The following is a 21,702-nucleotide window of genomic DNA, read 5'->3' on the forward strand; positions in this document are numbered from 1 at the left end:
TTTAGATTTGTACAAATGAAATTGTTCAAGATGAGAAAGTTGATATTAATTTTTATGATGGGTATTTTTGGGATAAGCTATTCACAAAAAGTCCCTGCTACCCTTAAAACAGGATTTTCAAAAGAAGCTTTACAGCAAAAACTGGAAGATGAAGAAGGAAAAGCCATTACCATTCAGCAGATTCTAAATCAGCATAAAGGAAAAGTTTTAGTCATTGATTTTTGGGCAGGATGGTGCAGAGATTGTTTAAATGCCCTTCCAAAAGCTAAGGAATTAGAAGAAAATAACAAGAATATTGATTTCGTATTTCTATCATTAGATCGTTCAAAAGAAGGGTTTGAAAAAAGTCTTGAAAGATTTGATATGAAAAACAAAGAAAATTATTGGTTTTCTACAGGCTGGAAAAATGATTTTAACAATTATGTGGATCTTAACTGGATTCCCAGATATATGGTTATTGATCAGAAATCTTCTATTGCAAAATATTATGCAATTTCCCCCGAAGACCCAGAACTTCAGCAAACCATTGACAAGCTTTTAAAATAATTGTCATTTATTTTAATCTGAAAAAACATAAAAACTCATTGAAAATCATAGGTTTCAATGAGTTTTAAAATTTTATTTATTTAACACCATGATCACAAGAGAAGCTACAGAAAAGGATTTAGAAATTCTTTTAGAATTTGAACAGGGAGTGATTACCGCTGAAAGACCTTTCAACAGTACACTTATTGAAGGAGAGATCCATTATTATGATTTAAAATTTCTGATCCAATCTCCTGACGCAACTGTCATTGTTGCTGAAGAGAATAATGAAGTCTTTGCATCCGGATATGCTCTGATTAAAAAGTCAGAAAAATATTACAACCAATTTGAAAAGTATTCTTATCTGGGTTTTATGTATGTAAAGCCGGAGCATAGAGGGAAAGGAATCAATAAAGTAATTACCGATGAACTCATTTCCTGGTCAAAATCAAGAAGAATCAGTGAGGTAAGACTTGATGTATATGCTCAAAATGAATCTGCTATCAAAGCTTATGAAAAGGCAGGTTTTGAACCTCATCTTCTCACCATGAGACTGAAGAATTGATGATGGAAGGCGGGAGCTGGAAGCTGGAAGTTATTGACGCGTTATTAATTACTACTTCGTTTTTTATTATTTAGTGAGCAGTTCTTTAATTTCCTTATCGAGTAATATTAACTTCCCTCTTCCAGCTTCTAGCTTCCTTCTATAAATAAAGGAATCCATATCTTTGTATATGGATTTTTCTTTGCCGCTTCGTAAAATTATTCATGTGGATATGGATGCATTCTATGCTTCTGTGGAGCAGCATGATAATCCTACATTGAAAGGCAAGCCGATTGCTGTAGGAGGCCAGCATCGCGGGGTCGTTGCAGCAGCAAGCTATGAAGCCAGAAAATATGGTGTTCGCTCTGCAATGCCTAGTAAAACAGCCAAAGAAAAATGCCCTCAGCTTATTTTTGTTCCTCCCCGATTTGCCCGGTATAAAGAAATTTCAAAAAAAATCCGGGAAATTTTCTATGAATATACAGATCTGGTAGAACCTTTATCTCTGGACGAAGCCTATCTGGATGTCACTGAAAATAAAAAAGGTATGGAATCTGCCAATCTGATTGCCAAAGAAATTCGTCAGAAAATTTTTGAACAGACGGGACTTACCGCTTCTGCAGGAATTTCAGTCAATAAATTTTTAGCTAAAGTAGCTTCTGATATTAATAAACCGAATGGCCAGAAAACCATTCATCCTGACAAAATGGAGCATTTTCTGGAAGAGCTTCCGGTGGAAAAATTTTATGGTGTTGGCAAAGTTACGGCTAATAAAATGTTTAGTTTAGGTATTTATAAAGGAAAAGATTTAAAGAAGAGATCACTTGAAGATCTGGTAAGGCTCTTTGGAAAATCTGGTCAGCATTATTATAATGTGGTACGTGGGATTCATACTTCTGAAGTAAAACCTCATCGGATCCAAAAAAGTGTGGCTGTGGAAAGAACTTTTTTTGAAGATCTTTTGGATGAGCAACAGATCAATGAAAAGCTGGAAAGCCTTGCAGAGGAAATCCATCAAAGATTACAGAAAAATAATATTCTCGGAAGAACTTTAACCTTAAAAATAAAATATAAAGATTTCTCTCTTTTTACAAGAAGTATAACCAGAGAAGATTATTTTTCATCTCCGGAACAATATTTCAATACCGGAAAAAAGCTCTGGGAACTTCGTCCCTTCGATAAAGCTGTACGCTTGCTCGGATTGTCTCTCTCTCAACTGAATACAGAAGAAAAAAAGCAGGTTTCCGTTCAACTAAAAATTCCGTTTGAAGAATTTGAAAATGAATAGGTCATATTTTTTTGCTAACTTGTATTGATCAAATCAGCAAATCTATGAACCCAACCATGATCCAATTTTTTCACTGGTATTCTGAAGGAGACGGAAAATTGTGGAAAGAAGCCGAAAAACAGGCCAGATATTTAGCAAAACTTGGGATTACTTCTGTATGGTTTCCTCCTGCCTACAAAGGGACAAATGGCGGTTATTCCATTGGATATGATGCCTATGACCTGTATGATCTTGGAGAATTTGATCAAAAAGGAACCATTCCTACCAAATACGGGACTAAAAACGATTATACAAAAGCCATTAAAGCTTTAAAGAAACAAAATATAGAAGTCATTGTAGACATTGTTCTGGGACATAAAGCAGGCGGTGATGAACTGGAAAAATTCAAGGTCGTAAAAGTAGATGAGGAAAACAGGGAAAAAGTAATTTCCGATATCATCGAAATAGAATCATATACCAAATTCACCTTTCCCGGAAGAGGAAAAAAATATTCTGATTTTGAATGGAACTTTACCTGTTTCAGCGGTGTGGATTATGCGGAAGGGATGGATTCTCATATCTATAAAATACAGTCCGAATATGGAAATGACTGGGAGGAAATGATTGATGACGAGAAAGGAAATTACGATTATCTGATGTATAATGATATTGAACACCGGAATCCTTTTGTGCGGGAAGAATTGAACAATTGGGCAAAATGGTATTTTGATCAGACAGATTTTGATGGAGTAAGACTGGATGCTTTAAAACATATTTCTTTTGATTTTTATAAAGAGTGGCTTTCTCTGCTTCGTTCCAATTCCGGAAAAAATATTTTCGCTGTAGGAGAATACTGGGCTCCGGGATATCTTCATCTGCTTCAAAAATATATTGAAGTGACGGAAGGCTGCATGAGTCTTTTTGACAGCTCCCTGCAGAACAATTTTCACAATGCCTCAAAAGAAGGCGGTTCTTATGATCTCCGAAGAATTTTTGATGAAACCCTTACTCAGGCAGATCCTATGCATGCTGTAAGTTTAGTTGCAAATCATGACACACAACCTCTGCAGGATCTTGAAGCTCCTGTAGAACCATGGTTTAAACCTATTGCCTATGCCCTTATTTTGTTGAGAAAAGATGGTTATCCATGTGTATTTTATCCCGACCTCTATGGAGCTCATTATGTGGATAAAGACAGAGAAGGTAATGATCAGGAAATTTTCATGCCTAAAGTAGATGGCATTGAGGCGCTATTAAAAGCAAGAAAAGATCATGCTTATGGTGAACAACATGATTATTTTGAGGATGCCAACTGCCTTGGCTGGATACGTACAGGAGATGATCAACATACCGGATGTGCTGTTGTTCTAAGCAATAAAGAGTCTTACCATAAACCTATGGAAATGGGAACACTGTATGCCGGAAAAAAATTTAAAGACCTTTTGAAAAGATGTAAAGATAAAGTGATCATTGATGAAAACGGCTGGGGAAATTTCCCTGTTCCGGCAGGAAATGTAAGCGTCTGGATTCCTGAATAAGAGCCTTGTCAAGGTTTAAAACCTTGACAAGGCTTTCTTTCAATAGAAAATTAACAATAAATATATCGGCAATTCCAGATATCTATGGCCCACTCGCAACATTGTCCGTCTTCGTTGGAAGTACAGCACACTTTGCCCCAGTTTAAATCTCCGGCTTTTAAAGTCTTCAATTCCTCACGGTTAAGTTTTCTTACTTTGAACTCTTTTTTCGTTTTCATAATGATTATTTTTTATGGTTTAGTTATTAAATATACATTAAAATTTATAATTATGAATAAATAATACACATCAATCACACGAATAAGCATACATAATTCATATAAAAACAAACAGATATTAAAAGAGTGATAACCACCCCGTCAAAAATTCTTTGAATTTTTGCCCCCCTCCAAAGGATGGGAATGTTTATGCCTTCAGTTGGGATAATTGTTAAGATTAGAGATGTTATAAGCTTGCTGTATAACTACATTTTTCTGAGTTCCAGAATTTCTGGTCTTTCGGAGGTGTCAGCGATTTTTCCGGTGCGGGCAAATTCCGCCCAGAGAGCTCTTAATTTTTCACCATGCTCATGAATACGGCTCCATGGAATATCTTTCAGCAGTTCGGATGATTTCCAGGCTGATTCATTTCCAAAAATCAAAGGAAGATCAATACAATGTGGTGCTCCGATAGGGTTGTCTTTCAATTTTGAATGAATTCTGAAGAGATAAACATTTCCTCCGGCGTCAGAAATATTCTGAGCAAACTGTTTTGCCGGAGTTCCGTAAATCAATTCTGTAGTTTTTTCAACCGTTTTATCCATAATTTTTAAGCCCAATCCTTTTCCGAAATATTTGTTTAAAGCCTCGGAAGTTTTAAGGTAAAATGCAGTTTCGTCATTATTTAACCCTATCAGTATGTCATATTTTGGAGCATTCTTTTTCCACATGTCCAACGACTCTTCTTCTTTACATAAGGGGAAGAATCCATATTGGGTACCAAAGGGCATTGCCGCTTTCAAACCATACTTCATCACTGACGGTAAAAATTTTCCGTACTCATCCATCATTTTTAGAACATCGGTTTCATCTTTCAATACTTCTGTTTTTTTCAGAAATTCCGCAGACATTTTCTGTCTTTTATGACGAAGCCCCAACGGAGCACTCTGAATAATCACCCGCTGAAATAAATCTTCTATTCCTTCTGAGATCATAAGATGGGCAATGGCATCACCTCCTGAAGACTGGCCGAGAAGGGTAATATTATTTTCATCACCTCCTAGCTCTGCGATATATTTTTTAATCCATCTCAATGCTTCCATCATATCCAGCAGTCCAAGATTCGCAGGTCTTTTTTCATTTCCTCCCAGGAAGCCAAAAAGCCCCAAACGATAGGAAACCGTAACTACGATGATATGTTGTTCTTTCACCCATTCGGCAGGATCGGCAGTAGCAAGATCACCACAGCCAATTTCATGAGAACCTCCATGAATCCAGACTACAACAGGTAATTTTTCATTTTCAGATATGATTTCCGGACGGGTTATGGAAAGGTATTGCGTAGCTTCATCAGCCTCGAAACTTTCAACAGGAGTTGCTCCTATCATTTTTTCCACAAGCGGACTCAAAGACTGTGGACAAACCGGAGTTTTTTCAGGAGAAGTAATAAATGATGATGAAGAATATTCTAGAGAAACAGGTTTTTGAAACCTTTCAGAACAGGCATAGCGAATACTTTTAATTCTGATTATTCCATCTTCTTTTAATGCAATAATTCTCCCGAAGCGAGTCTCGAAAATAGTAGTGTTCTGCTGATTTGGTGTCATCTTTAGAATGGTGAAAACTTTTCTCTCTAAATTTAATTATTTAAACACAAATTTTATGAATTATTATGGTGTTATTCATGTTAAGAATCTAAAAATAGTTTAAACACAAATTGCACAAATGAAAACACTAATGTCCACTAATTATCATAGTGTTATATGTGACATAATCAGTGTTATCCGTGTTTAAAAAATCCAAAAATAATTTAAACACAAATTGCACTAATGAAAACGCTAATGTCCACTAATTATTATGGTGTTATTTGTGAAATAATTAGTGTTATTCGTGTTAAAAGAATTAGTTCAGGATTTTATACTCACTTGGAGAAATTCCCACTTTGGTTTTAAAAAGTCTTGTAAAATGTTGTGGATATTTAAAGCCTAAATCATAAGAAATTTCGCTGATTGTTTTTGCCTGATCCAGAATCTGTTCTTTGGCGATATCAATAAGTTTGTTGTGAATAAATTCCTGAGCGGAAATTCCCAGTTCTTTTTTGATCAGATCTCCGAAATAATTGGCAGAAAGATTCAGTTTTTCTGCAAAGTAATTCACCATAGGGAAACCAATATTTTTGGGATTTTCGGATTTTAAATAATCATCTACAAGATTTTCAAATTTCCCAATAACTCCCTGGTTGATATGATCTCTTGTAATGAACTGGCGGTCATAAAAACGCATGCAGTAATTCAGGAACAGTTCAATATTATTAACAATTAAAGATTTGCTGTGTTTATCAATAGCCTGCTCCAGTTCCAGTTTTATATTTTTAAAACAATCCAGCACAACTTCTCTTTCTTTTTCAGAGAGGTGGAGCGCTTCATGTACATCATAAGAGAAAAACGAATAGTCTTTGATATTCTTCCCTAAGTTGGTTCCTTTTATTAAATCCGGATGAAAAATTAATGCGAATCCTGCAGGCTGAACATGTCTGTCTTTATTATAAATTCCATAGGTCTGCCCCGGAGCAATAAAAACCAATGTCCCTTCCTGGTAGTCATAGCTGTGTTTTCCATACTGCATGTCTCCGCACATTACATCTTTCAGGAAAACGGTATAAAACCCAAATTTTCTTTTATACTGACAAATAGGATCGGATTTGGAAAAATCAATCACACTCACCAAAGGGTGCAGCGTTTCATGATTGGCCATTTTATTATATTCCGAGACCGTATTATAGATTTCAACCTCCTGATTTTCCATGAAGTATATTTTTATTACTATTCAAAATTACCACTTTCATTTGTAATTAAAATGAGGTCTGTAAAATTGGTAAGTAATTCGGTAATCTGTATAAGTCTGGTTTAAGTGAAAGTTTCGACTTTTGTACCGTTATGGAAACTTTTAATACCAACATTTTTCCAAAAGGAGAAAAGGCTTCCCCAGATTATTTTTCCGGCGGAACAGCGTGGGTTCATATCCTTAAACCCAATGAAGACAATTTGAACTGTCAGATCGGAAATGTGATTTTCGAAGCAGGATGCAGAAACAACTGGCATTCTCATGGAGGCGGACAGATTTTAATCGTGACCTCAGGAACAGGATTTTATCAGGAAAAAGGAAAACCAGCACAGGTTTTAAACCCTGGAGATGTTGTTAATATCCCTCCGGATGTTATCCACTGGCATGGAGCAGCTCCTGATAGTGCGTTTACCCATATTGCCATCAATCCTAATACCCAACACGGAATCGTAGAATGGCTGCAGCCTGTAACAGATGAAGAATATAATAATTTATCAACCTAAATAAACTGAATATAAAATGAGTACAATCACAGTAAAAGCTTATGGTGCAGAGTCTACCACAGCAGATCTGAAAGAAATGAATATTGAAAGAAGAGAAGTAACCTTAAAAGATGTAGAGATTGAAATTCTATACTGCGGGGTATGCCACTCTGACCTTCATACAGCAAGAAACGACTGGGGCGGATCTTTGTATCCTGTAGTTCCGGGACATGAAATCGTGGGAAGAATCACAAAAGTAGGAAGCGAGGTTTCCAAATTTAAAGTGGGTGATCTTGCTGGAGTAGGATGTATTGTAGATTCGTGCGGACATTGTGACAGCTGCCAGCATGATCTTGAGCAATATTGCCTGAATGGTTTCACAGGAACATACAATGGAAAAGACAAGCATTTGGGAGGTCATACTTTTGGCGGATATTCTCAAAAAGTAGTTGTTGATTCCCACCACGTTTTAAAAGTACCTGAAAATCTTGACCTTGCTGGTGTAGCACCTCTCCTTTGTGCAGGTATTACCACATGGTCACCTTTGAAACACTGGAATGTAGGTCCTGGTTCTAAAGTAGCTGTTGTAGGTTTGGGAGGTCTGGGCCACATGGCTATTAAATTAGCAAAAGGACTGGGAGCTGAAGTTACTTTATTCTCCAGAACTCCGGGAAAAACCGATGATGCTAAACAACTGGGAGCTGATCATGTTATTATTTCTACTGATGACGCACAAATGGATTCTGTAAAAGGGAAATTCGATGTGATCATTGATACTGTTCCTTATGTACATGATGTAAATCCGTATGTAGCCACTTTAAATATCAACGGAACCCATGTTCTTGTGGGATATCTTGGAGGTTTAGAGCCTATCCTTAATACGGTTCCGATGATTATGGGAAGAAAATCTGTAGCAGGTTCAGTGATCGGTGGTATTGCTGAAACTCAGGAATTACTTGATTTCTGTGGGGAGCACAATATCGTTTCAGAAATTGAAATGATCAAAATGCAGGACATCAACGAGGCATATGAAAGAATGTTGAAAAGTGATGTGAGATACCGTTTCGTGATTGATATGCAGTCTTTATAATTCTTCTATAGAATATTAACAGAAACAGGCTCTTCAGATCGAAGAGCCTGTTTTATTTTTTCAGATTTTGGCTAAAAGTATTCTGATCCTGATTTTTTATATATCTGTTTCCTTCGGCACATTGGTTATCATTTCTTTCCATGTCCTGAAAAGCCCATGCTGCCATGGCATCAATAACGGGAGCCAGTTCATTACCCGCTTCACTCAGTGTATAAGTCACATGAGGCGGCACTACAGGTTTTGCTGTTCTGATAATTAACCCGTCAGCTTCAAGCTGTTTTAGATGCTGGATGAGCATTTTTTCCGTTACGGCAGGAATTGCTTTTTTCAATTCGCTGTATCTTTTTTCTCCTGTGGAAAGATTAAACAGGATGATTGGTTTCCAGAACCCGCCAATTCTTTCCATAACATACATTACAGGACAATCCTGCACTGTTTTTTTATTCTCCTGAATGGTTGAACTTTCTTTGATCGCTGTCATATCTACATACTTTAGGGTAAGTACTTGTATAAAAGTAAGTACAAATATAACTTTGTTCTCAGAAATAAAAAAATATTTACATATGAAAATTATAATCACAGGATCACTGGGAAACGTAGCTAAACCATTAGCACAACAATTAATTGCCGAAGGACACAATATTACAGTAGTAAGCAGCAGCGATGCCAGAAAACAGGATATTGAATCTCTGGGAGCAACGCCAGCTATAGGATCTATTACAGACGTCAATTTTTTAACGCAAACATTTGATGGAGCTGATGCTATTTTTGTCATGACACCTCCGGCTATCAGCCCGGATAAGATTGTAGAAAACACGACCAATGCAGGAAAAAATTATGCTGAAGCTTTAAAAAATGCCAATGTAAAAAAAGCTGTAATGCTAAGCAGTGTAGGAGCAGAATCACCGGTAGAAAATGGCCCTATTGCAGGTCTTCACAATATTGAAAAATTATATAATGAAGTGGAAAATACCTCTTTTACTTTTTTAAGAGCCGGATATTTTTATAATAATTTTTTCAATGATATTCCTTTAATTCAAAATGCAGGAATTATTGGAGGTAATTATCCTGCAGGTATTGAAGTACCGGTGGTACATCCCAATGATATTGCCAAAGCAGCCGCTGAAGAACTGGTAAAAGACGGAAATACCAATACAATCAGATATATTGTAAGTGATGTAAGAAAAGCTTCTGATTTTGCGAAGGTTCTGGGAACTTCTGTTAATAAGCCTGAACTTCCATGGGTAGAATTCTCTGATGAAGAGTCTTTAAACGGAATGCTTCAGGCAGGTTTACCGGAAGATATGGCCAAACTGTATGTTGAAATGGGACGAGGAATAAGAACCGGTGTGGTACAAAAAGATTTTATTGATCATGGTTCTCCCGTAACAGGAAACATCAAGCTAGAAGATTTTGCGAAGGAGTTTTCTTCTAAATTCTAATTTCTTTTGTCTTTTCAAGATTGAGAAAAATAGAATCGGCGCACCTTTGGTGCGCCGATTCTATTTTTAATATGACATCTTAAGTTTAAGATTATTTTTTCTCTTTCAGGGTTTCTTTTAAAACGTTCAATTTTCCGTCAATGGGCTGATCTATTTTTAATCCTAAAACCTCAGCAACCAAAGGATAAACATTGATATTGGCAAATTCGTCGATCACCAGATTATTTTTAAATTCCGGTCCCCAGGCAAAGAAAGTAGCTTTCATTTCCGGAACTACTTTAGGATTGTAACCGTGCTTTCCAACAGAGGTTTTCTTGCCTTTTTCCAGGAAGATTTTAGGAGCTTTTGGAATCAGAAGAATCTGCCCTATTCTGTGGTACTGATCATCTCTTGTGGCAAAGTGCAGATATCTAGGCAGTTTTTTATCCAGATATACTTCGTAATCATCTGTTTTGTTAGCTTTAAGTTCTTTATAAACCGCTTTTACCTCTTCCGGATTTTTAACGTAAACTCTCAGCAAAGTCTGGGAATTGTAAATATCAAATCTGTTTTTATCCAAAAGAACAGCCGGAATTTCCAAAGGTGTACCTCCATCTACTTTGATCATTCCGTGGTCTGAAACAAAAATAAAGTTGACATTCTTTAATCCTAAATCATTTACTTTCTGAACAAGGTCACCAATGGCCTGATCTATCAGATGAACAGCATTTTCCGTTTCTTTGGTATCCGGACCATAATGATGTCCGCTTCCATCCACTTCCGGAAAATATAATGAAATAAAGTGAGGTCTTTTATCTTCCGGTAATTTCAGCCAGTTTACAACTTTTCCTACTTTTTCAGAAGGAGTAAATTTCTCGTGATACGGATAATAGTAAGTAGGTCTTATTCCTCCTGCATCGCTGGCAGATCCCACCCACATTAAAGAAGCTGAGATCATTCCCTGTTTTTCAGCAAGTCCCCAAAGCGGAGTTCCTCCATACCAGCTTCCGTCCTCAGCATTTTTTTTGTTGCTCATTGCATAGCCTTCCTTTCTCTTGTAATCGTAGAAAAAGTTATCAATCAGGCCATGGTGAGAAGGATAAAGTCCGGTGATTAAACTCCAGTGGTTGGGAAAAGTAATACTGGGATAGCTTGGAATCATTGCTTCAGCCTTTACACCTCCATTAGCCAGCTTCAAAAGATTTTCAGCATTGTATTTTTGGGCATAGTCATAACGGAAACCATCCGTAGATATCATAATTACGTAAGGCTTTGCCTGGGCTTCCGTACTGTTTTGTCTTCCCGGTATAACAACCTGGGCTGTATCAATATTGACCTGTTGTGCAAAAGCTGTAAAGGAAATTAGCAGCAGTAAAAAATGGATTCCTCGCTTCATTATTTAAAAATTTTCGGCAAAGTTACATCCTATACTTCTCCCCGAAAAGTTTAAGAGATTAAAAGTATATTAAAACCTTCTTATTTTTTCTGAGTCAAAATTACTCCCTGTTAAATAGATCTTTTCATTTCAAATTGTGACAACCAATTGTTCAGTCCTATTTTTTCGCTAAGGAATTTACTGGTGTTTTCTGAGGAGTCATCTACATTATTCAAGGCTATTGTCTGTCCGTTATTTTTTTCTCTAATAGCATTAAAAAGCATTGTCCCAATTCCACGGTTTCTATACTTCTTATCTACGGCAAACTGATATATTTTTTTTGCGGCAGGACCATAAACGATATATCCAGCCAGCTGATCTCCATCATAAGCTCCTAAAGTGATATAGTTTTCCGGCATTGGCTCTAATACGAATACAGATCCCTGCCAGGAAGGTTCAATATCCCAAAAAGAACATAACACATCCCATTGAAAGTCTTTGAGATCTTTTATCACTACTCCGGTATTTTCTTCTCCATGCTTGATGTTTCCATTAAAGCAAAGCAGCCTTCTGACAATGCTGAATCCTAAGTTTTCATAAGCTCTGATTGCAGGCTGATTTCCTTCAATAACTTCAAGCAGTAATGTATTGGCATTTCTTTCTTTTAAAATGGGAATAATAAAATCGTACATTTTTCTCACCAATCCTTTGCCTCTACTTTCCGGAACAACTCCTGTACCTCCGTTGTAGATAATCTTTTCACCATTTTCAACTTTTTCAGCCTGAAGAATAAAGCCTACCAATTTTCCATTTTCAAATGCTCCGGCAGAAAGATTCATATCCAATTTTTCGGCAGCTATTTTAGCAACAAGCACGTCTTTGGTTAAATGAAATGGGACTACATAATCAGAAAATGAATGGTTGAATACTGATAAAAGCTCATCAATTGTAATATTGGTTAAGGTTTTAAATTCCATAAATATTTAAAATTTATATAGTAATTATGCTTTACTCTGTTGATTCAAATACCATTGGATGGCGTTACGTTCTTCTCTTTTTATAAATGGGTCTTTTTCCTGATTATAATCATTCCCGTCAAACCATTCTTTTTTACTCAATTCCTCTTTCAGTTTTTGATATTCTTCCTTTACCTCCGGATGAGTACGAAGATAATCCCTGAAAGCCAAATGGCGAAGCCAGTGTTCTGAAGAAGTTGGAATAACGTGAATATGAGCAATACGGAGCTGATGATTGTGAATTCTCTCAGGAATTTCATCCTTTGAATAAATTACATCAGGAAATCCTAATGCATGGGCATGATCTGTAAGTTTAATAAAGAAACGGCGATATGGCATATCTTCATTATACTTTTCGTAATAGACATAATCTTTTCCTTCCAGTAAAGGAGGAACTTTATCAAGTTCTTTTTCATCCTTTACCCCAATCATAATATCAATAACTGGTTTTGCAGATAAACCTTCCACAGATGTGCTGCCAATATGTTCAATTTCCGGATTCAAAAAACCTATACAGTTCTCGAGTTCTTTTTTGATGGTTTCAAACTGTTTTTTCCAGAAAGGATTGTATTTTTCAAAAGTAACTTTCATAGGTATCCAGATATTACACAAATATAAAAATTTTCTCAGCAAACTCCCTAGAATTAATACTTAACAAAAAATGACACCCCTGAAAAATCAGAGGTATCATTGCTAAATATTTAGGTGTGCTTTTTCTAAAAATTATTCTTTAATCAGTTTTTCGTAAGATGTAGTTCCATCTTTAAGCTGAATTTCAAGATAGTAGCTTCCTGACTTCAGGTCTTCAACATTGATACTTTCACCCTCCGGTTTCACTGATTTTATCTTTCTTCCGGTTGCTTCATAGATATCAACACTTCTAATTTTATCAAAGTTTTTGAAGTTTACCGTTGATTTCGCAGGATTCGGGTAAAGATTTACCTTCTTGCTATTGGAAGCAATTTCGTTAGTAGATAAACTCGCTGCTGTCATGGTTAAAGAAGCATATCCTCTTCCTGCATCATGATATCCTAAAGAAGTTCCGGTACTTTTACGGGAATAAAAGATATTGATTGTTCCGGCAGCATTGGCAATCGCAAAATCTCCTGCCCCACCTGAAAGGGATCTTGTTGCCACTACAGTTCTTGTACTTCCGGAAATGGTATTGGAAGTTTCCGTCCAGTCCTGAGAAGCATCTGCATTAGGTGTTGTCATCCCAATAAATGTATAATCTCTGTTCGCCGATGTATTATAAATAAACCCGTCTGAACCTGGAGCCATTCCTACAGTTCCAAAACCTATTCCCAACATAGAGTTGCTGTCACCTGTTACCGTAATCGTTACTCCGGTTGGAGTCGTATCTAATTTCACCGTCATAGCTGTACTGGGTAGATTTACAACGCCTGACGAAAACTGTGCCCATGCAAAATTAGCAAGAGCTAAACTAAGTACTAGTAAAGTTTTTTTCATATCAATTTTTAAAAAGGTTAATAATTTCTTTGTTGTTGGTTTGCAATGCATATTCAAAAGGAGTCATTCCCATTGAATCTTTTTTTGTTTTATCTGCTTTATATCTAAGCAGCTGCTCTATCAGTTCTTTATTTCCGGATTTTACAGCCCAGAATAAAGGAGTGTATCCCGTAGCATCCGCAATATTGGGATCCGCTTTTTTCTTTAACAGGTGTTCTACCAGATCTTTGTTGTATTTAATAGCAAGACCGGCAAGTGCTGTTCCTTCACGGCTTTTGTAGTTGACATCTTTTACGTTATCAATCAGAAAATCTGCAACGCCTGTATTTCCTCTGTAACATGCTAAAATAAGAGGTGAAAATCCGTTCTCATTAGTTTGATTAATGATATCCGGATTTTGTTTCATCAACTCCTGAACTTCAGTTACGGTTCCTCTTCTGGCAATATCAAAAATTGATTTTGCCTTTTCCTGAGCAGAGATCAATGAGCTCAGGAACAGTCCAAATAGTAAGATTAGCGGTCTCATTGTTTCACCATTATATAGTTGTATTCAATATTGACATTTTCAGCCACTTTCTTAGTCACCATTTTAGGAATGGTAACTTTATAATCAGCAGGTCTGGCCATAAATCCACCCTGCATATAGATTTTTCCGTCTTTTGCATATAGAGTGGCTGCAGAAGCAACAGCTTTGTCTACACCGTGAAAGTTTAACGTTCCCTGAACGGTATATTTCTGAGGACTTGCCGTAAGTTTTGTTTTATCAAAGTTGACTATTTTCCCTTTGAAAGTTGTTTTCGGATATTTTGCAGATTCTGCATAGCTTTCATTGAAATGCTCTTCCATTAATTTTGTTTTAAAATGAAAGTTTTTAACCGTTGAAACTGATGCCATCTCCCCATTGTCTGCGTTCAGAATCACAATATTATTGTCATCCTGGGCAAAAATATCATCAAACAAAGGAACCGAAGCTTCAAAAGTCACTTTTCCTGTTTTAGAACTGTATTTTTGTGCTGAAGCATACCCTGCAGAAAAGAGTAATACGCTTAATAATGCTAATTTTTTCATATCAATTTTTTTTTAATTTTCATTTAATCCGTCAGCTTTCCACTTGATGAAAATATTGATCTGGGTAGCAGATAAAGATCCTCCCTGTGGCATTTTCCCGGGATCACCGTTAGGCCTTTGGATACGATCCAGAATTCCGTCTATATTGTTTTTTACCTGATCATAAGTAACAAATGGTTTAAAACTTCCTGCAGAATGACAGCCTATGCAATTGTTATCCACAATGGGTTTTACGTCTGCTGTATATTTTACCGGAGCAGTGATTGGTGTGTTGTCAGAAATCTCTTCATAAGTTCTGCTGTCACAAGCCATCAGTATGATTGCTGATGACAATATCAATAAGGATGTTAGCTTTTTCATATTAAAAAACTCTATAAAGATTAAACCCAAAGAAAATATGTCCCTTTCCCCATGCTCCTGTGGCATTGGTAAGATATCCGATATCTGAATTTATCTGGGAGTTTGTTAGTAAAAGCTGGAACACGTGTCCTCCTGTTTCTATATCCACCCCTAATGATAAAGGATTTTTATAAAAACTGTGATCGTCAAAATTCACAAAGTACTCTGCATTCAGAGAAACTCTTTTTGAGATTTTGTAGCGTCCTCCCAAACCTGCCAGAAACTGGTTTTTGTTTTCAATAGTAGGTTCGTAAAGATTTTTGTGAACGAAGGAAGGGGTAAGCTGTACGGAAAGCTTATCACTGAACCTTCTCGAGATTAATGCCTGTGTAAGATAAGAAAGCCTGTCATTGAATTTCAGGTGTGGATACGTATCTTTATCCAGTTCAGTATTGGCACCCATTACATTGTACCCCACAATATCCACCGGAAAGTTTTCACTTTGTTTTACCAGTCTGTATTTCACTGCTCCTTCAAACGTTTTCATATTCGTTTCTCTGGAAAGGCTTACAGATACTGCATCTGAGATGCCATAGATAACACCTAATTTGGTGGAAGCATGATCCAGGCCAAAAAAGTCTTTAAATCCTGCGCTTATATCTCCAAATCTATGGGCAACGATAATGTACCATTCTTTTTTGGCAGCCAGTTTTGTAGATTGCCCTGTAACAATCTGAAGAGCTTTGAAGGCGGGTTGTGAGGTTTCTGTGTTGGTTTTCACCGTGTCAATATCTTTCAACAGATCTTCCTGTGCAAAGACAAGACCTGAAGAAAATACCGACAAAAATAAGAGAGTTTTTGTCATATACAATTTGAATTAAATTATGATATAACAAACTTATCGAGTTCTCAATTCAAAAATAGGTGATAAAAGTCACCACTCAAATTGTTTTTATCAATGATAGAAATAAACAATTCAAACAAATAAAATTAGATCATCCTAACATTTTCATTTACAGGAACTTTTATTCCTTCTTTGGTCTGAGCGATTTCACCTTCGCTTTCAATTTTTTTCAAAACTCTGCTCACAACTTCTCTGGAAGTTCCCAAACTGTTGGCAATTTCGCGATGGGTGATCTTAATAGGGTTGCTTCCTGTGGTTGAAATCTGCTGTTTAATATAATTCAGCACTCTCTTGTCAAGCCTGTGAAATACGGCATCATTTACCATATTCATAACTTCTGAAAATCTGCGGTCATATTCATGATAAAACAGTTTATTGATTTCCGGAAATTTAATCAGCCATTCATGCATTATGGAAACAGGGATGAGAATAGCTTTTGAGTCTTCTTCTGCTACGGCATATACTCTGCTGATATAATCCGTCAAAATAGAAGAAAACGTCATAAGGCAACTATCTTTAGGTTTAATATAATAGTAGATGAGTTCTCTTCCATCATTAAGGGTAAAAACCTTGATAGATCCTTTTATTAAGAAAGGAACAAACTTATTCTTCTGTCCTTCTCTTATGATTTCAGTTTTTGCTTTTATATCAATGGCAACAGCATGCTTTTCGAGCTCGGATAAAAAATCAGTGCCCAGAAAGCCAAATTTACTTACAGCGAACGAGTTATCAATCATATCTTATATTTTCTGCTTTTTCTTAAACAAAGATATAAAATTGCTATATCGTTACTATATATTTTTACCTTATTAAAGAAAATTAACAATTAAAAAGATTTTAATCTCCTTTACTTAGGGGGTAGAATAAAAAAATGCCCTGGAAAACCAGGGCATTCTTTATATTATTGTAAAAGAAATCTTACGCTTGAACGTTGTTTCCTCCTAATACGAAAGGCTCAACTTCTTTGATTTCTCCGAACTGCTGCTCGTAGTTAGCGATGTTCTGTTGAAGAGCGTTTAATACTCTTTTAGCGTGAAGTGGAGCAAGAATTACTCTTGATCTTACTTTAGCTTGCTGAACACCTGGCATCAACTGAATAAAGTCTACTACAAATTCAGATGGAGAGTGGTTTACTAAAGCTAGGTTAGCATAGATACCAGCAGCTACCATTTCGTTTAATTCGATGTTGATGTTTCCGTCTTGTGGATTTTGATTGTTGTCCATTGTTATAAATTATGTTTTTAAAATTCGAAATTTGAGATTGTGAAAATATAAAAATAATTTCAAATCCCAAATTTCAAATCATTAATTTTAGTTAAGGTCTTCGAATTCTTTCTTAGAACCAACAATAACGTTCTGGTACTCTTTAAGACCTGTACCTGCAGGGATTCTGTGTCCTACAATTACATTTTCTTTAAGACCTCCAAGATTATCTACCTTACCAGCAACTGCTGCTTCGTTAAGAACCTTAGTTGTTTCCTGGAACGATGCTGCAGACATGAATGACTTAGTCTGAAGGGCTGCTCTGGTAATACCTTGTAATACAGGTGTTGCTGTAGCAGGAAGAGCTTCTCTTACTTCTACCAAGTTTTGATCTTCACGTCTTAATTTAGAGTTTTCGTCTCTTAATTCTCTTGCGTTAATCATCTGACCTGGGCTGAATTCTTTAGAATCACCAGCATCTACAACTACTTTAAGACCGAATACTCTGTTGTTTTCTTCCAAGAAATCATACTTGTGCTCAAGAGCTCCTTCAAGGAACTGAGTATCACCTCCATCAACGATAGATACTTTCGTCATCATCTGTCTTACGATAATTTCGAAGTGCTTGTCGTCAATTTTTACCCCCTGTAGACGGTAAACTTCCTGAATTTCGTTTACTAAGTATTCCTGAACGGCAGTTGGACCTTTAATTCTTAAGATATCTTCCGGTGTAATAGAACCGTCAGAAAGTGGAGAACCTGCTCTTACGAAGTCATTCTCCTGAACAAGAATCTGGTTAGAAAGTTTTACCAAATAGATTTTTCTTTCTCCAGTTTTAGCCTCAACAATAAGTTCACGGTTACCTCTCTTGATTTTTCCGTAAGAAACTACCCCGTCGATTTCAGTAACAACCGCTGGGTTTGAAGGGTTTCTTGCTTCGAATAATTCGGTAACTCTCGGAAGACCTCCGGTGATATCCCCTGCTTTTGCAGATTTTCTTGGGATCTTGATTAAGACTTTACCCGCCTTAATTTTTTCACCATCGTTAACCATTAAGTGGGCTCCTACCGGTAAGTTGTAAGCTTTTTGCTCAATACCTTTAGAGTCTACCACTTTCAAGGTAGGTACGGCTTTCTTATTTCTAGATTCAGAGATTACTTTCTCTTCAAATCCTGTTTGTTCGTCAATTTCAAGCTGGAATGAAATACCCTGGATGATATCCTCGTATTCTACCTTACCTGAAGTTTCAGCAATGATAACCGCGTTATATGGATCCCATCTACAGATTGTATCTCCTTTCTTCACTTTATCACCTGGTTTCACAGATAATATAGATCCGTAAGGTACGTTAGCTACCATTAATGGAGTTCTTGACTCATTATCAGCAACTAATCTGAATTCTGTTGAACGAGAAACTACAACCTCAGCTGTATTACCGTTTTCATCTTCAGAAGTAATTGTTCTTACTTCGTCCATTTCAACGATACCATCTCTTCTTGCAACGATAGATGGATTTTCTGATACGTTTCCTGCAGTACCCCCTTGGTGGAAAGTTCTCAACGTAAGCTGAGTACCTGGTTCCCCAATTGACTGTGCTGCAATTACACCTACCGCTTCACCCATGTGAATTACTTTACCTGTTGCCAGGTTTCTACCATAACATTTTGCACAGATACCTTTCTTAGCTTCACAAGTTAATGGTGAACGAACTTCAACAGCTTCTAATCCTGCTTCTTCAATTCTCTTAGCTAATTCTTCGATGATTACCTGATCTGCACTCGCAATAAGCTCGTCAGATTCCGGATCATAGATATTATGAAGGGAAACTCTACCTAAGATTCTTTCAGAGATTCTTTCAACGATCTCGTCATTTTTCTTAAGTGCAGTAACTTCTGTACCTCTCAGCGTTCCACAGTCATCTTCTGTAACGATAACATCCTGTGCAACGTCTACCAATCTTCTCGTTAAGTAACCAGCATCGGCTGTCTTAAGAGCGGTATCCGCAAGACCCTTACGAGCACCGTGGGTAGAGATAAAGTACTCTAGAATCGAAAGACCTTCCTTAAAGTTTGCAAGGATCGGGTTTTCGATGATCTCCGCTCCGGTAGATCCGGCTTTCTGCGGTTTTGCCATCAAACCTCTCATCCCTGATAACTGACGGATCTGTTCTTTAGAACCCCTCGCTCCAGAGTCAAGCATCATGTATACAGAGTTAAATCCACCTTGGTCAACTTTCATTCTGCTCATGATCATTTCAGTTAATCCAGCGTTGGTATTTGTCCAAACGTCGATTACCTGGTTATAACGTTCTGTATCTGTAATTAGACCCATGTTATAGTTAGCTCTAATTTCGTCTACAGTTTCAATAGAAGTAGCAATCATCTGCTTTTTCTCAACAGGAACTACAATATCCCCTAGTGAGAAAGAAAGACCTCCTTTGAATGCGTTTGAATACCCTAAGTCTTTCATTGCATCCAGGAACTTCACAGTTGTAGGGAAATCTGTATCAGCAAGGATCTTACCGATAACGTTTCTCAATGATTTTTTCGTAAGAAGTTCATTGATATATCCTACCTGCTTAGGTACAATCTGGTTGAACAGGATTCTACCTACAGAAGTTTCGATCAATCTTGTAACGATTTCACCATCTTCTTTGATAGGCAGTCTACATCTTACTTTAGCATTTAAAGATACTCTACCTTCAGCATAAGCGATTTCCGCTTCTTCAGGAGAATAGAATGCAAGACCTTCTCCTTTTACTTTCATCGTCTCAGTAGAGCTTAATTCTTTAGTCATGAAATAAAGACCAAGAACCATGTCCTGAGATGGTACTGTAATTGGAGAACCGTTTGCAGGGTTCAAGATGTTTTGAGAACCTAACATCAATAACTGAGCTTCAAGGATCGCTTCTGGTCCTAATGGCAAGTGTACTGCCATCTGGTCACCATCGAAATCGGCATTGAAGGCCGTAGTTACTAACGGGTGTAGCTGGATTGCTTTACCTTCGATCATCTTAGGTTGGAAAGCCTGAATACCCAATCTGTGAAGAGTAGGTGCTCTGTTCAATAGAACAGGGTGACCTTTCATCACGTTTTCAAGGATATCATAAACTACCGGTTCTTTTCTGTCGATAATTCTCTTTGCAGATTTTACTGTTTTTACAATACCTCTTTCAATTAGTTTTCTAATGATGAATGGTTTGTAAAGTTCAGCTGCCATATCTTTAGGAATACCACATTCGTGAAGCTGTAAGTTTGGACCTACAACAATTACCGAACGCGCAGAGTAGTCAACCCTTTTCCCCAGTAGGTTCTGACGGAAACGACCTTGCTTACCTTTCAATGAATCAGAAAGTGATTTCAATGGTCTGTTTGATTCAGATTTTACTGCAGAAGATTTTCTTGTGTTATCGAATAATGAATCTACTGATTCCTGAAGCATACGCTTCTCGTTTCTCAAGATTACTTCAGGAGCTTTGATCTCCAATAATCTTTTCAAACGGTTATTTCTGATAATAACTCTTCTATAAAGGTCATTCAAGTCAGAAGTTGCGAAACGTCCTCCATCCAATGGAACTAATGGTCTTAATTCTGGTGGGATAACAGGAAGTACACGCATGATCATCCACTCTGGTCTGTTGATCATTCTTGTATTAGCACCTCTTAATGCTTCTACAACGTTCAATCTTTTCAGTGCTTCAGTTCTTCTTTGTTTTGAACCTTCGTTGTGAGCTTTGTGTCTCAAGTCGAAAGACAATGCATCAAGATCAATTCTTTTTAATAGATCTTCAACAGCTTCAGCACCCATTCTGGCGATGAATTTATTTGGATCAGAATCATCAAGATACTGGTTTTCTACAGGAAGAGTTTCCATGATATCAAGGTACTCTTCTTCTGTAAGGAATTCCATATTTTCAAAATCAGAACCGTCTAATTTTTTAGCAATACCCTGCTGAATCACTACATATCTTTCGTAGTAGATGATCATGTCTAATTTCTTAGAAGGAATTCCTAAAAGGTATCCGATTTTGTTTGGTAATGAACGGAAATACCAGATGTGTGCAATTGGAACTACAAGGTTGATGTGCCCGATTCTCTCTCTTCTTACTTTTTTCTCAGTAACTTCTACTCCACAACGGTCACACACAATCCCTTTGTAACGAATTCTCTTGTATTTACCACAAGCACATTCGTAATCCTTTACAGGACCAAAGATTTTCTCACAGAATAGCCCGTCTCTTTCAGGCTTGTGAGTTCTGTAGTTAATAGTTTCCGGCTTTAGAACCTCTCCTCTTGAGTCTTGCAAAATAGACTCAGGTGAAGCTAAACCGATGGTTATTTTATTAAATCTACTTGATTTATTTTTATTTGACATAATTTTTTTTAGATTTTAGATTTCAGATTTCAGATTTCAGACGAA

General features: G+C 36.9%; 22 protein-coding genes. 7 read left to right on the forward strand and 15 right to left on the reverse strand.

The features are described 5' to 3' along the window. Window positions 1–30: 30 nt before the first annotated feature. From ACWPWS_RS18125 to ACWPWS_RS18140, 4 genes are all read left to right on the forward strand, one after another. Window positions 31–546: a TlpA family protein disulfide reductase gene (locus ACWPWS_RS18125; RefSeq protein ID WP_454047474.1), complete on the forward strand. Its 516-nt coding sequence runs from the start codon at window positions 31–33 to the stop codon at window positions 544–546. 88 nt (window positions 547–634) lie between these two features. Beyond that, entirely contained in the window at window positions 635–1,090 is a 456-nt protein-coding gene (locus ACWPWS_RS18130) for a GNAT family N-acetyltransferase (protein WP_454047475.1), read from the forward strand. 169 nt (window positions 1,091–1,259) lie between these two features. Further along, window positions 1,260–2,357 (forward strand): DNA polymerase IV, encoded by a 1,098-nt coding sequence (dinB, locus tag ACWPWS_RS18135; protein WP_454047476.1) that lies wholly within the window; start codon window positions 1,260–1,262, stop codon window positions 2,355–2,357. Between the two features lie 44 nt (window positions 2,358–2,401). Beyond that, complete coding sequence (locus tag ACWPWS_RS18140; RefSeq protein WP_454047477.1) at window positions 2,402–3,874, forward strand: alpha-amylase; 1,473 nt, start codon at window positions 2,402–2,404, stop codon at window positions 3,872–3,874. A gap of 50 nt (window positions 3,875–3,924) precedes the next feature. On the opposite strand, the gene ACWPWS_RS18145 is transcribed toward ACWPWS_RS18140, so the two are convergent. The 3 genes from ACWPWS_RS18145 to ACWPWS_RS18155 form a co-directional block, all read right to left on the reverse strand. Further along, entirely contained in the window at window positions 3,925–4,092 is a 168-nt protein-coding gene (locus ACWPWS_RS18145) for a hypothetical protein (protein ID WP_158521389.1), read from the reverse strand. Between the two features lie 245 nt (window positions 4,093–4,337). After that, window positions 4,338–5,678, reverse strand: coding sequence for a carboxylesterase family protein (locus ACWPWS_RS18150; protein ID WP_454047478.1), 1,341 nt, complete (start codon window positions 5,676–5,678; stop codon window positions 4,338–4,340). A 295-nt stretch (window positions 5,679–5,973) separates the two neighbouring features. After that, entirely contained in the window at window positions 5,974–6,876 is a 903-nt protein-coding gene (locus ACWPWS_RS18155; RefSeq protein ID WP_454047479.1) for a helix-turn-helix domain-containing protein, read from the reverse strand. A 131-nt stretch (window positions 6,877–7,007) separates the two neighbouring features. Between ACWPWS_RS18155 and ACWPWS_RS18160 the strand changes: the two genes are divergently transcribed. Beyond that, complete coding sequence (locus ACWPWS_RS18160) at window positions 7,008–7,418, forward strand: cupin domain-containing protein (protein WP_454047480.1); 411 nt, start codon at window positions 7,008–7,010, stop codon at window positions 7,416–7,418. A gap of 16 nt (window positions 7,419–7,434) precedes the next feature. Next, the gene (locus ACWPWS_RS18165; protein ID WP_454047481.1) at window positions 7,435–8,487 is read left to right on the forward strand and encodes an NAD(P)-dependent alcohol dehydrogenase; all 1,053 of its coding nucleotides are present in this window, start codon (window positions 7,435–7,437) and stop codon (window positions 8,485–8,487) included. Window positions 8,488–8,539: 52 nt separating this feature from the next. Here the strand turns inward: ACWPWS_RS18165 and ACWPWS_RS18170 are convergent, their stop codons facing one another. Beyond that, on the reverse strand, window positions 8,540–8,968 hold the full coding sequence (locus tag ACWPWS_RS18170; protein WP_454047482.1) for a winged helix-turn-helix transcriptional regulator: 429 nt from the start codon (window positions 8,966–8,968) through the stop codon (window positions 8,540–8,542). 82 nt (window positions 8,969–9,050) lie between these two features. Here ACWPWS_RS18170 and ACWPWS_RS18175 point away from each other — a divergent pair, with 82 nt between their 5' ends. Then, on the forward strand, window positions 9,051–9,929 hold the full coding sequence (locus ACWPWS_RS18175; RefSeq protein ID WP_454047483.1) for an NAD(P)H-binding protein: 879 nt from the start codon (window positions 9,051–9,053) through the stop codon (window positions 9,927–9,929). 91 nt (window positions 9,930–10,020) lie between these two features. Here ACWPWS_RS18175 and ACWPWS_RS18180 read toward each other — a convergent pair whose 3' ends face one another. From ACWPWS_RS18180 to rpoC, 11 genes are all read right to left on the reverse strand, one after another. Beyond that, complete coding sequence (locus ACWPWS_RS18180) at window positions 10,021–11,304, reverse strand: alkaline phosphatase family protein (RefSeq protein ID WP_454047484.1); 1,284 nt, start codon at window positions 11,302–11,304, stop codon at window positions 10,021–10,023. Window positions 11,305–11,414: 110 nt separating this feature from the next. Next, on the reverse strand, window positions 11,415–12,260 hold the full coding sequence (locus tag ACWPWS_RS18185; RefSeq protein WP_454047485.1) for a GNAT family N-acetyltransferase: 846 nt from the start codon (window positions 12,258–12,260) through the stop codon (window positions 11,415–11,417). A 24-nt stretch (window positions 12,261–12,284) separates the two neighbouring features. After that, the gene (locus ACWPWS_RS18190) at window positions 12,285–12,890 is read right to left on the reverse strand and encodes a GrpB family protein (RefSeq protein ID WP_454047486.1); all 606 of its coding nucleotides are present in this window, start codon (window positions 12,888–12,890) and stop codon (window positions 12,285–12,287) included. A 132-nt stretch (window positions 12,891–13,022) separates the two neighbouring features. Continuing rightward, the gene (locus tag ACWPWS_RS18195) at window positions 13,023–13,769 is read right to left on the reverse strand and encodes a T9SS type A sorting domain-containing protein (protein WP_454047487.1); all 747 of its coding nucleotides are present in this window, start codon (window positions 13,767–13,769) and stop codon (window positions 13,023–13,025) included. 1 nt (window position 13,770) lies between these two features. After that, entirely contained in the window at window positions 13,771–14,295 is a 525-nt protein-coding gene (locus ACWPWS_RS18200) for an ankyrin repeat domain-containing protein (protein WP_454047488.1), read from the reverse strand. Beyond that, complete coding sequence (locus ACWPWS_RS18205) at window positions 14,292–14,837, reverse strand: YceI family protein (protein WP_454047489.1); 546 nt, start codon at window positions 14,835–14,837, stop codon at window positions 14,292–14,294. The genes ACWPWS_RS18200 and ACWPWS_RS18205 overlap by 4 nt, the downstream gene beginning before the upstream one ends. 12 nt (window positions 14,838–14,849) lie before the next feature. Next, the gene (locus ACWPWS_RS18210; RefSeq protein ID WP_454047490.1) at window positions 14,850–15,197 is read right to left on the reverse strand and encodes a hypothetical protein; all 348 of its coding nucleotides are present in this window, start codon (window positions 15,195–15,197) and stop codon (window positions 14,850–14,852) included. Between the two features lies 1 nt (window position 15,198). Continuing rightward, window positions 15,199–16,041 carry a DUF5777 family beta-barrel protein gene (locus ACWPWS_RS18215; protein ID WP_454047491.1) on the reverse strand — a complete coding sequence of 281 codons (843 nt, stop codon included), beginning with the start codon at window positions 16,039–16,041 and terminating at the stop codon, window positions 15,199–15,201. A gap of 125 nt (window positions 16,042–16,166) precedes the next feature. Beyond that, a complete protein-coding gene (locus ACWPWS_RS18220) occupies window positions 16,167–16,817 on the reverse strand; it encodes a Crp/Fnr family transcriptional regulator (protein WP_209786951.1) in 651 nt (216 codons plus the stop codon). Window positions 16,818–16,998: 181 nt separating this feature from the next. Further along, entirely contained in the window at window positions 16,999–17,304 is a 306-nt protein-coding gene (locus ACWPWS_RS18225) for a DUF3467 domain-containing protein (protein WP_002976436.1), read from the reverse strand. Between the two features lie 87 nt (window positions 17,305–17,391). After that, window positions 17,392–21,657: a DNA-directed RNA polymerase subunit beta' gene (gene rpoC, locus ACWPWS_RS18230; RefSeq protein ID WP_105681603.1), complete on the reverse strand. Its 4,266-nt coding sequence runs from the start codon at window positions 21,655–21,657 to the stop codon at window positions 17,392–17,394. Between the last annotated feature and the right edge of the window lie 45 nt (window positions 21,658–21,702).

The organism is Chryseobacterium sp. Marseille-Q8038, from assembly GCF_965111995.1.

Coding starts and splice junctions, on each gene's coding strand:
- ACWPWS_RS18150 (WP_454047478.1), bottom strand. CDS start 5,678: ATGACACCAAATCAGCAGAACACTACTATTTTCGAGACTCGCTTCGGG.
- dinB (WP_454047476.1), top strand. CDS start 1,260: ATGGATTTTTCTTTGCCGCTTCGTAAAATTATTCATGTGGATATGGAT.
- ACWPWS_RS18165 (WP_454047481.1), top strand. CDS start 7,435: ATGAGTACAATCACAGTAAAAGCTTATGGTGCAGAGTCTACCACAGCA.
- ACWPWS_RS18215 (WP_454047491.1), bottom strand. CDS start 16,041: ATGACAAAAACTCTCTTATTTTTGTCGGTATTTTCTTCAGGTCTTGTC.
- ACWPWS_RS18125 (WP_454047474.1), top strand. CDS start 31: ATGAGAAAGTTGATATTAATTTTTATGATGGGTATTTTTGGGATAAGC.
- ACWPWS_RS18205 (WP_454047489.1), bottom strand. CDS start 14,837: ATGAAAAAATTAGCATTATTAAGCGTATTACTCTTTTCTGCAGGGTAT.
- ACWPWS_RS18130 (WP_454047475.1), top strand. CDS start 635: ATGATCACAAGAGAAGCTACAGAAAAGGATTTAGAAATTCTTTTAGAA.
- ACWPWS_RS18200 (WP_454047488.1), bottom strand. CDS start 14,295: ATGAGACCGCTAATCTTACTATTTGGACTGTTCCTGAGCTCATTGATC.
- ACWPWS_RS18155 (WP_454047479.1), bottom strand. CDS start 6,876: ATGGAAAATCAGGAGGTTGAAATCTATAATACGGTCTCGGAATATAAT.
- ACWPWS_RS18170 (WP_454047482.1), bottom strand. CDS start 8,968: ATGACAGCGATCAAAGAAAGTTCAACCATTCAGGAGAATAAAAAAACA.
- ACWPWS_RS18175 (WP_454047483.1), top strand. CDS start 9,051: ATGAAAATTATAATCACAGGATCACTGGGAAACGTAGCTAAACCATTA.
- ACWPWS_RS18180 (WP_454047484.1), bottom strand. CDS start 11,304: ATGAAGCGAGGAATCCATTTTTTACTGCTGCTAATTTCCTTTACAGCT.
- ACWPWS_RS18220 (WP_209786951.1), bottom strand. CDS start 16,817: ATGATTGATAACTCGTTCGCTGTAAGTAAATTTGGCTTTCTGGGCACT.
- ACWPWS_RS18145 (WP_158521389.1), bottom strand. CDS start 4,092: ATGAAAACGAAAAAAGAGTTCAAAGTAAGAAAACTTAACCGTGAGGAA.
- ACWPWS_RS18160 (WP_454047480.1), top strand. CDS start 7,008: ATGGAAACTTTTAATACCAACATTTTTCCAAAAGGAGAAAAGGCTTCC.
- ACWPWS_RS18195 (WP_454047487.1), bottom strand. CDS start 13,769: ATGAAAAAAACTTTACTAGTACTTAGTTTAGCTCTTGCTAATTTTGCA.
- ACWPWS_RS18225 (WP_002976436.1), bottom strand. CDS start 17,304: ATGGACAACAATCAAAATCCACAAGACGGAAACATCAACATCGAATTA.
- ACWPWS_RS18185 (WP_454047485.1), bottom strand. CDS start 12,260: ATGGAATTTAAAACCTTAACCAATATTACAATTGATGAGCTTTTATCA.
- ACWPWS_RS18210 (WP_454047490.1), bottom strand. CDS start 15,197: ATGAAAAAGCTAACATCCTTATTGATATTGTCATCAGCAATCATACTG.
- rpoC (WP_105681603.1), bottom strand. CDS start 21,657: ATGTCAAATAAAAATAAATCAAGTAGATTTAATAAAATAACCATCGGT.
- ACWPWS_RS18140 (WP_454047477.1), top strand. CDS start 2,402: ATGAACCCAACCATGATCCAATTTTTTCACTGGTATTCTGAAGGAGAC.
- ACWPWS_RS18190 (WP_454047486.1), bottom strand. CDS start 12,890: ATGAAAGTTACTTTTGAAAAATACAATCCTTTCTGGAAAAAACAGTTT.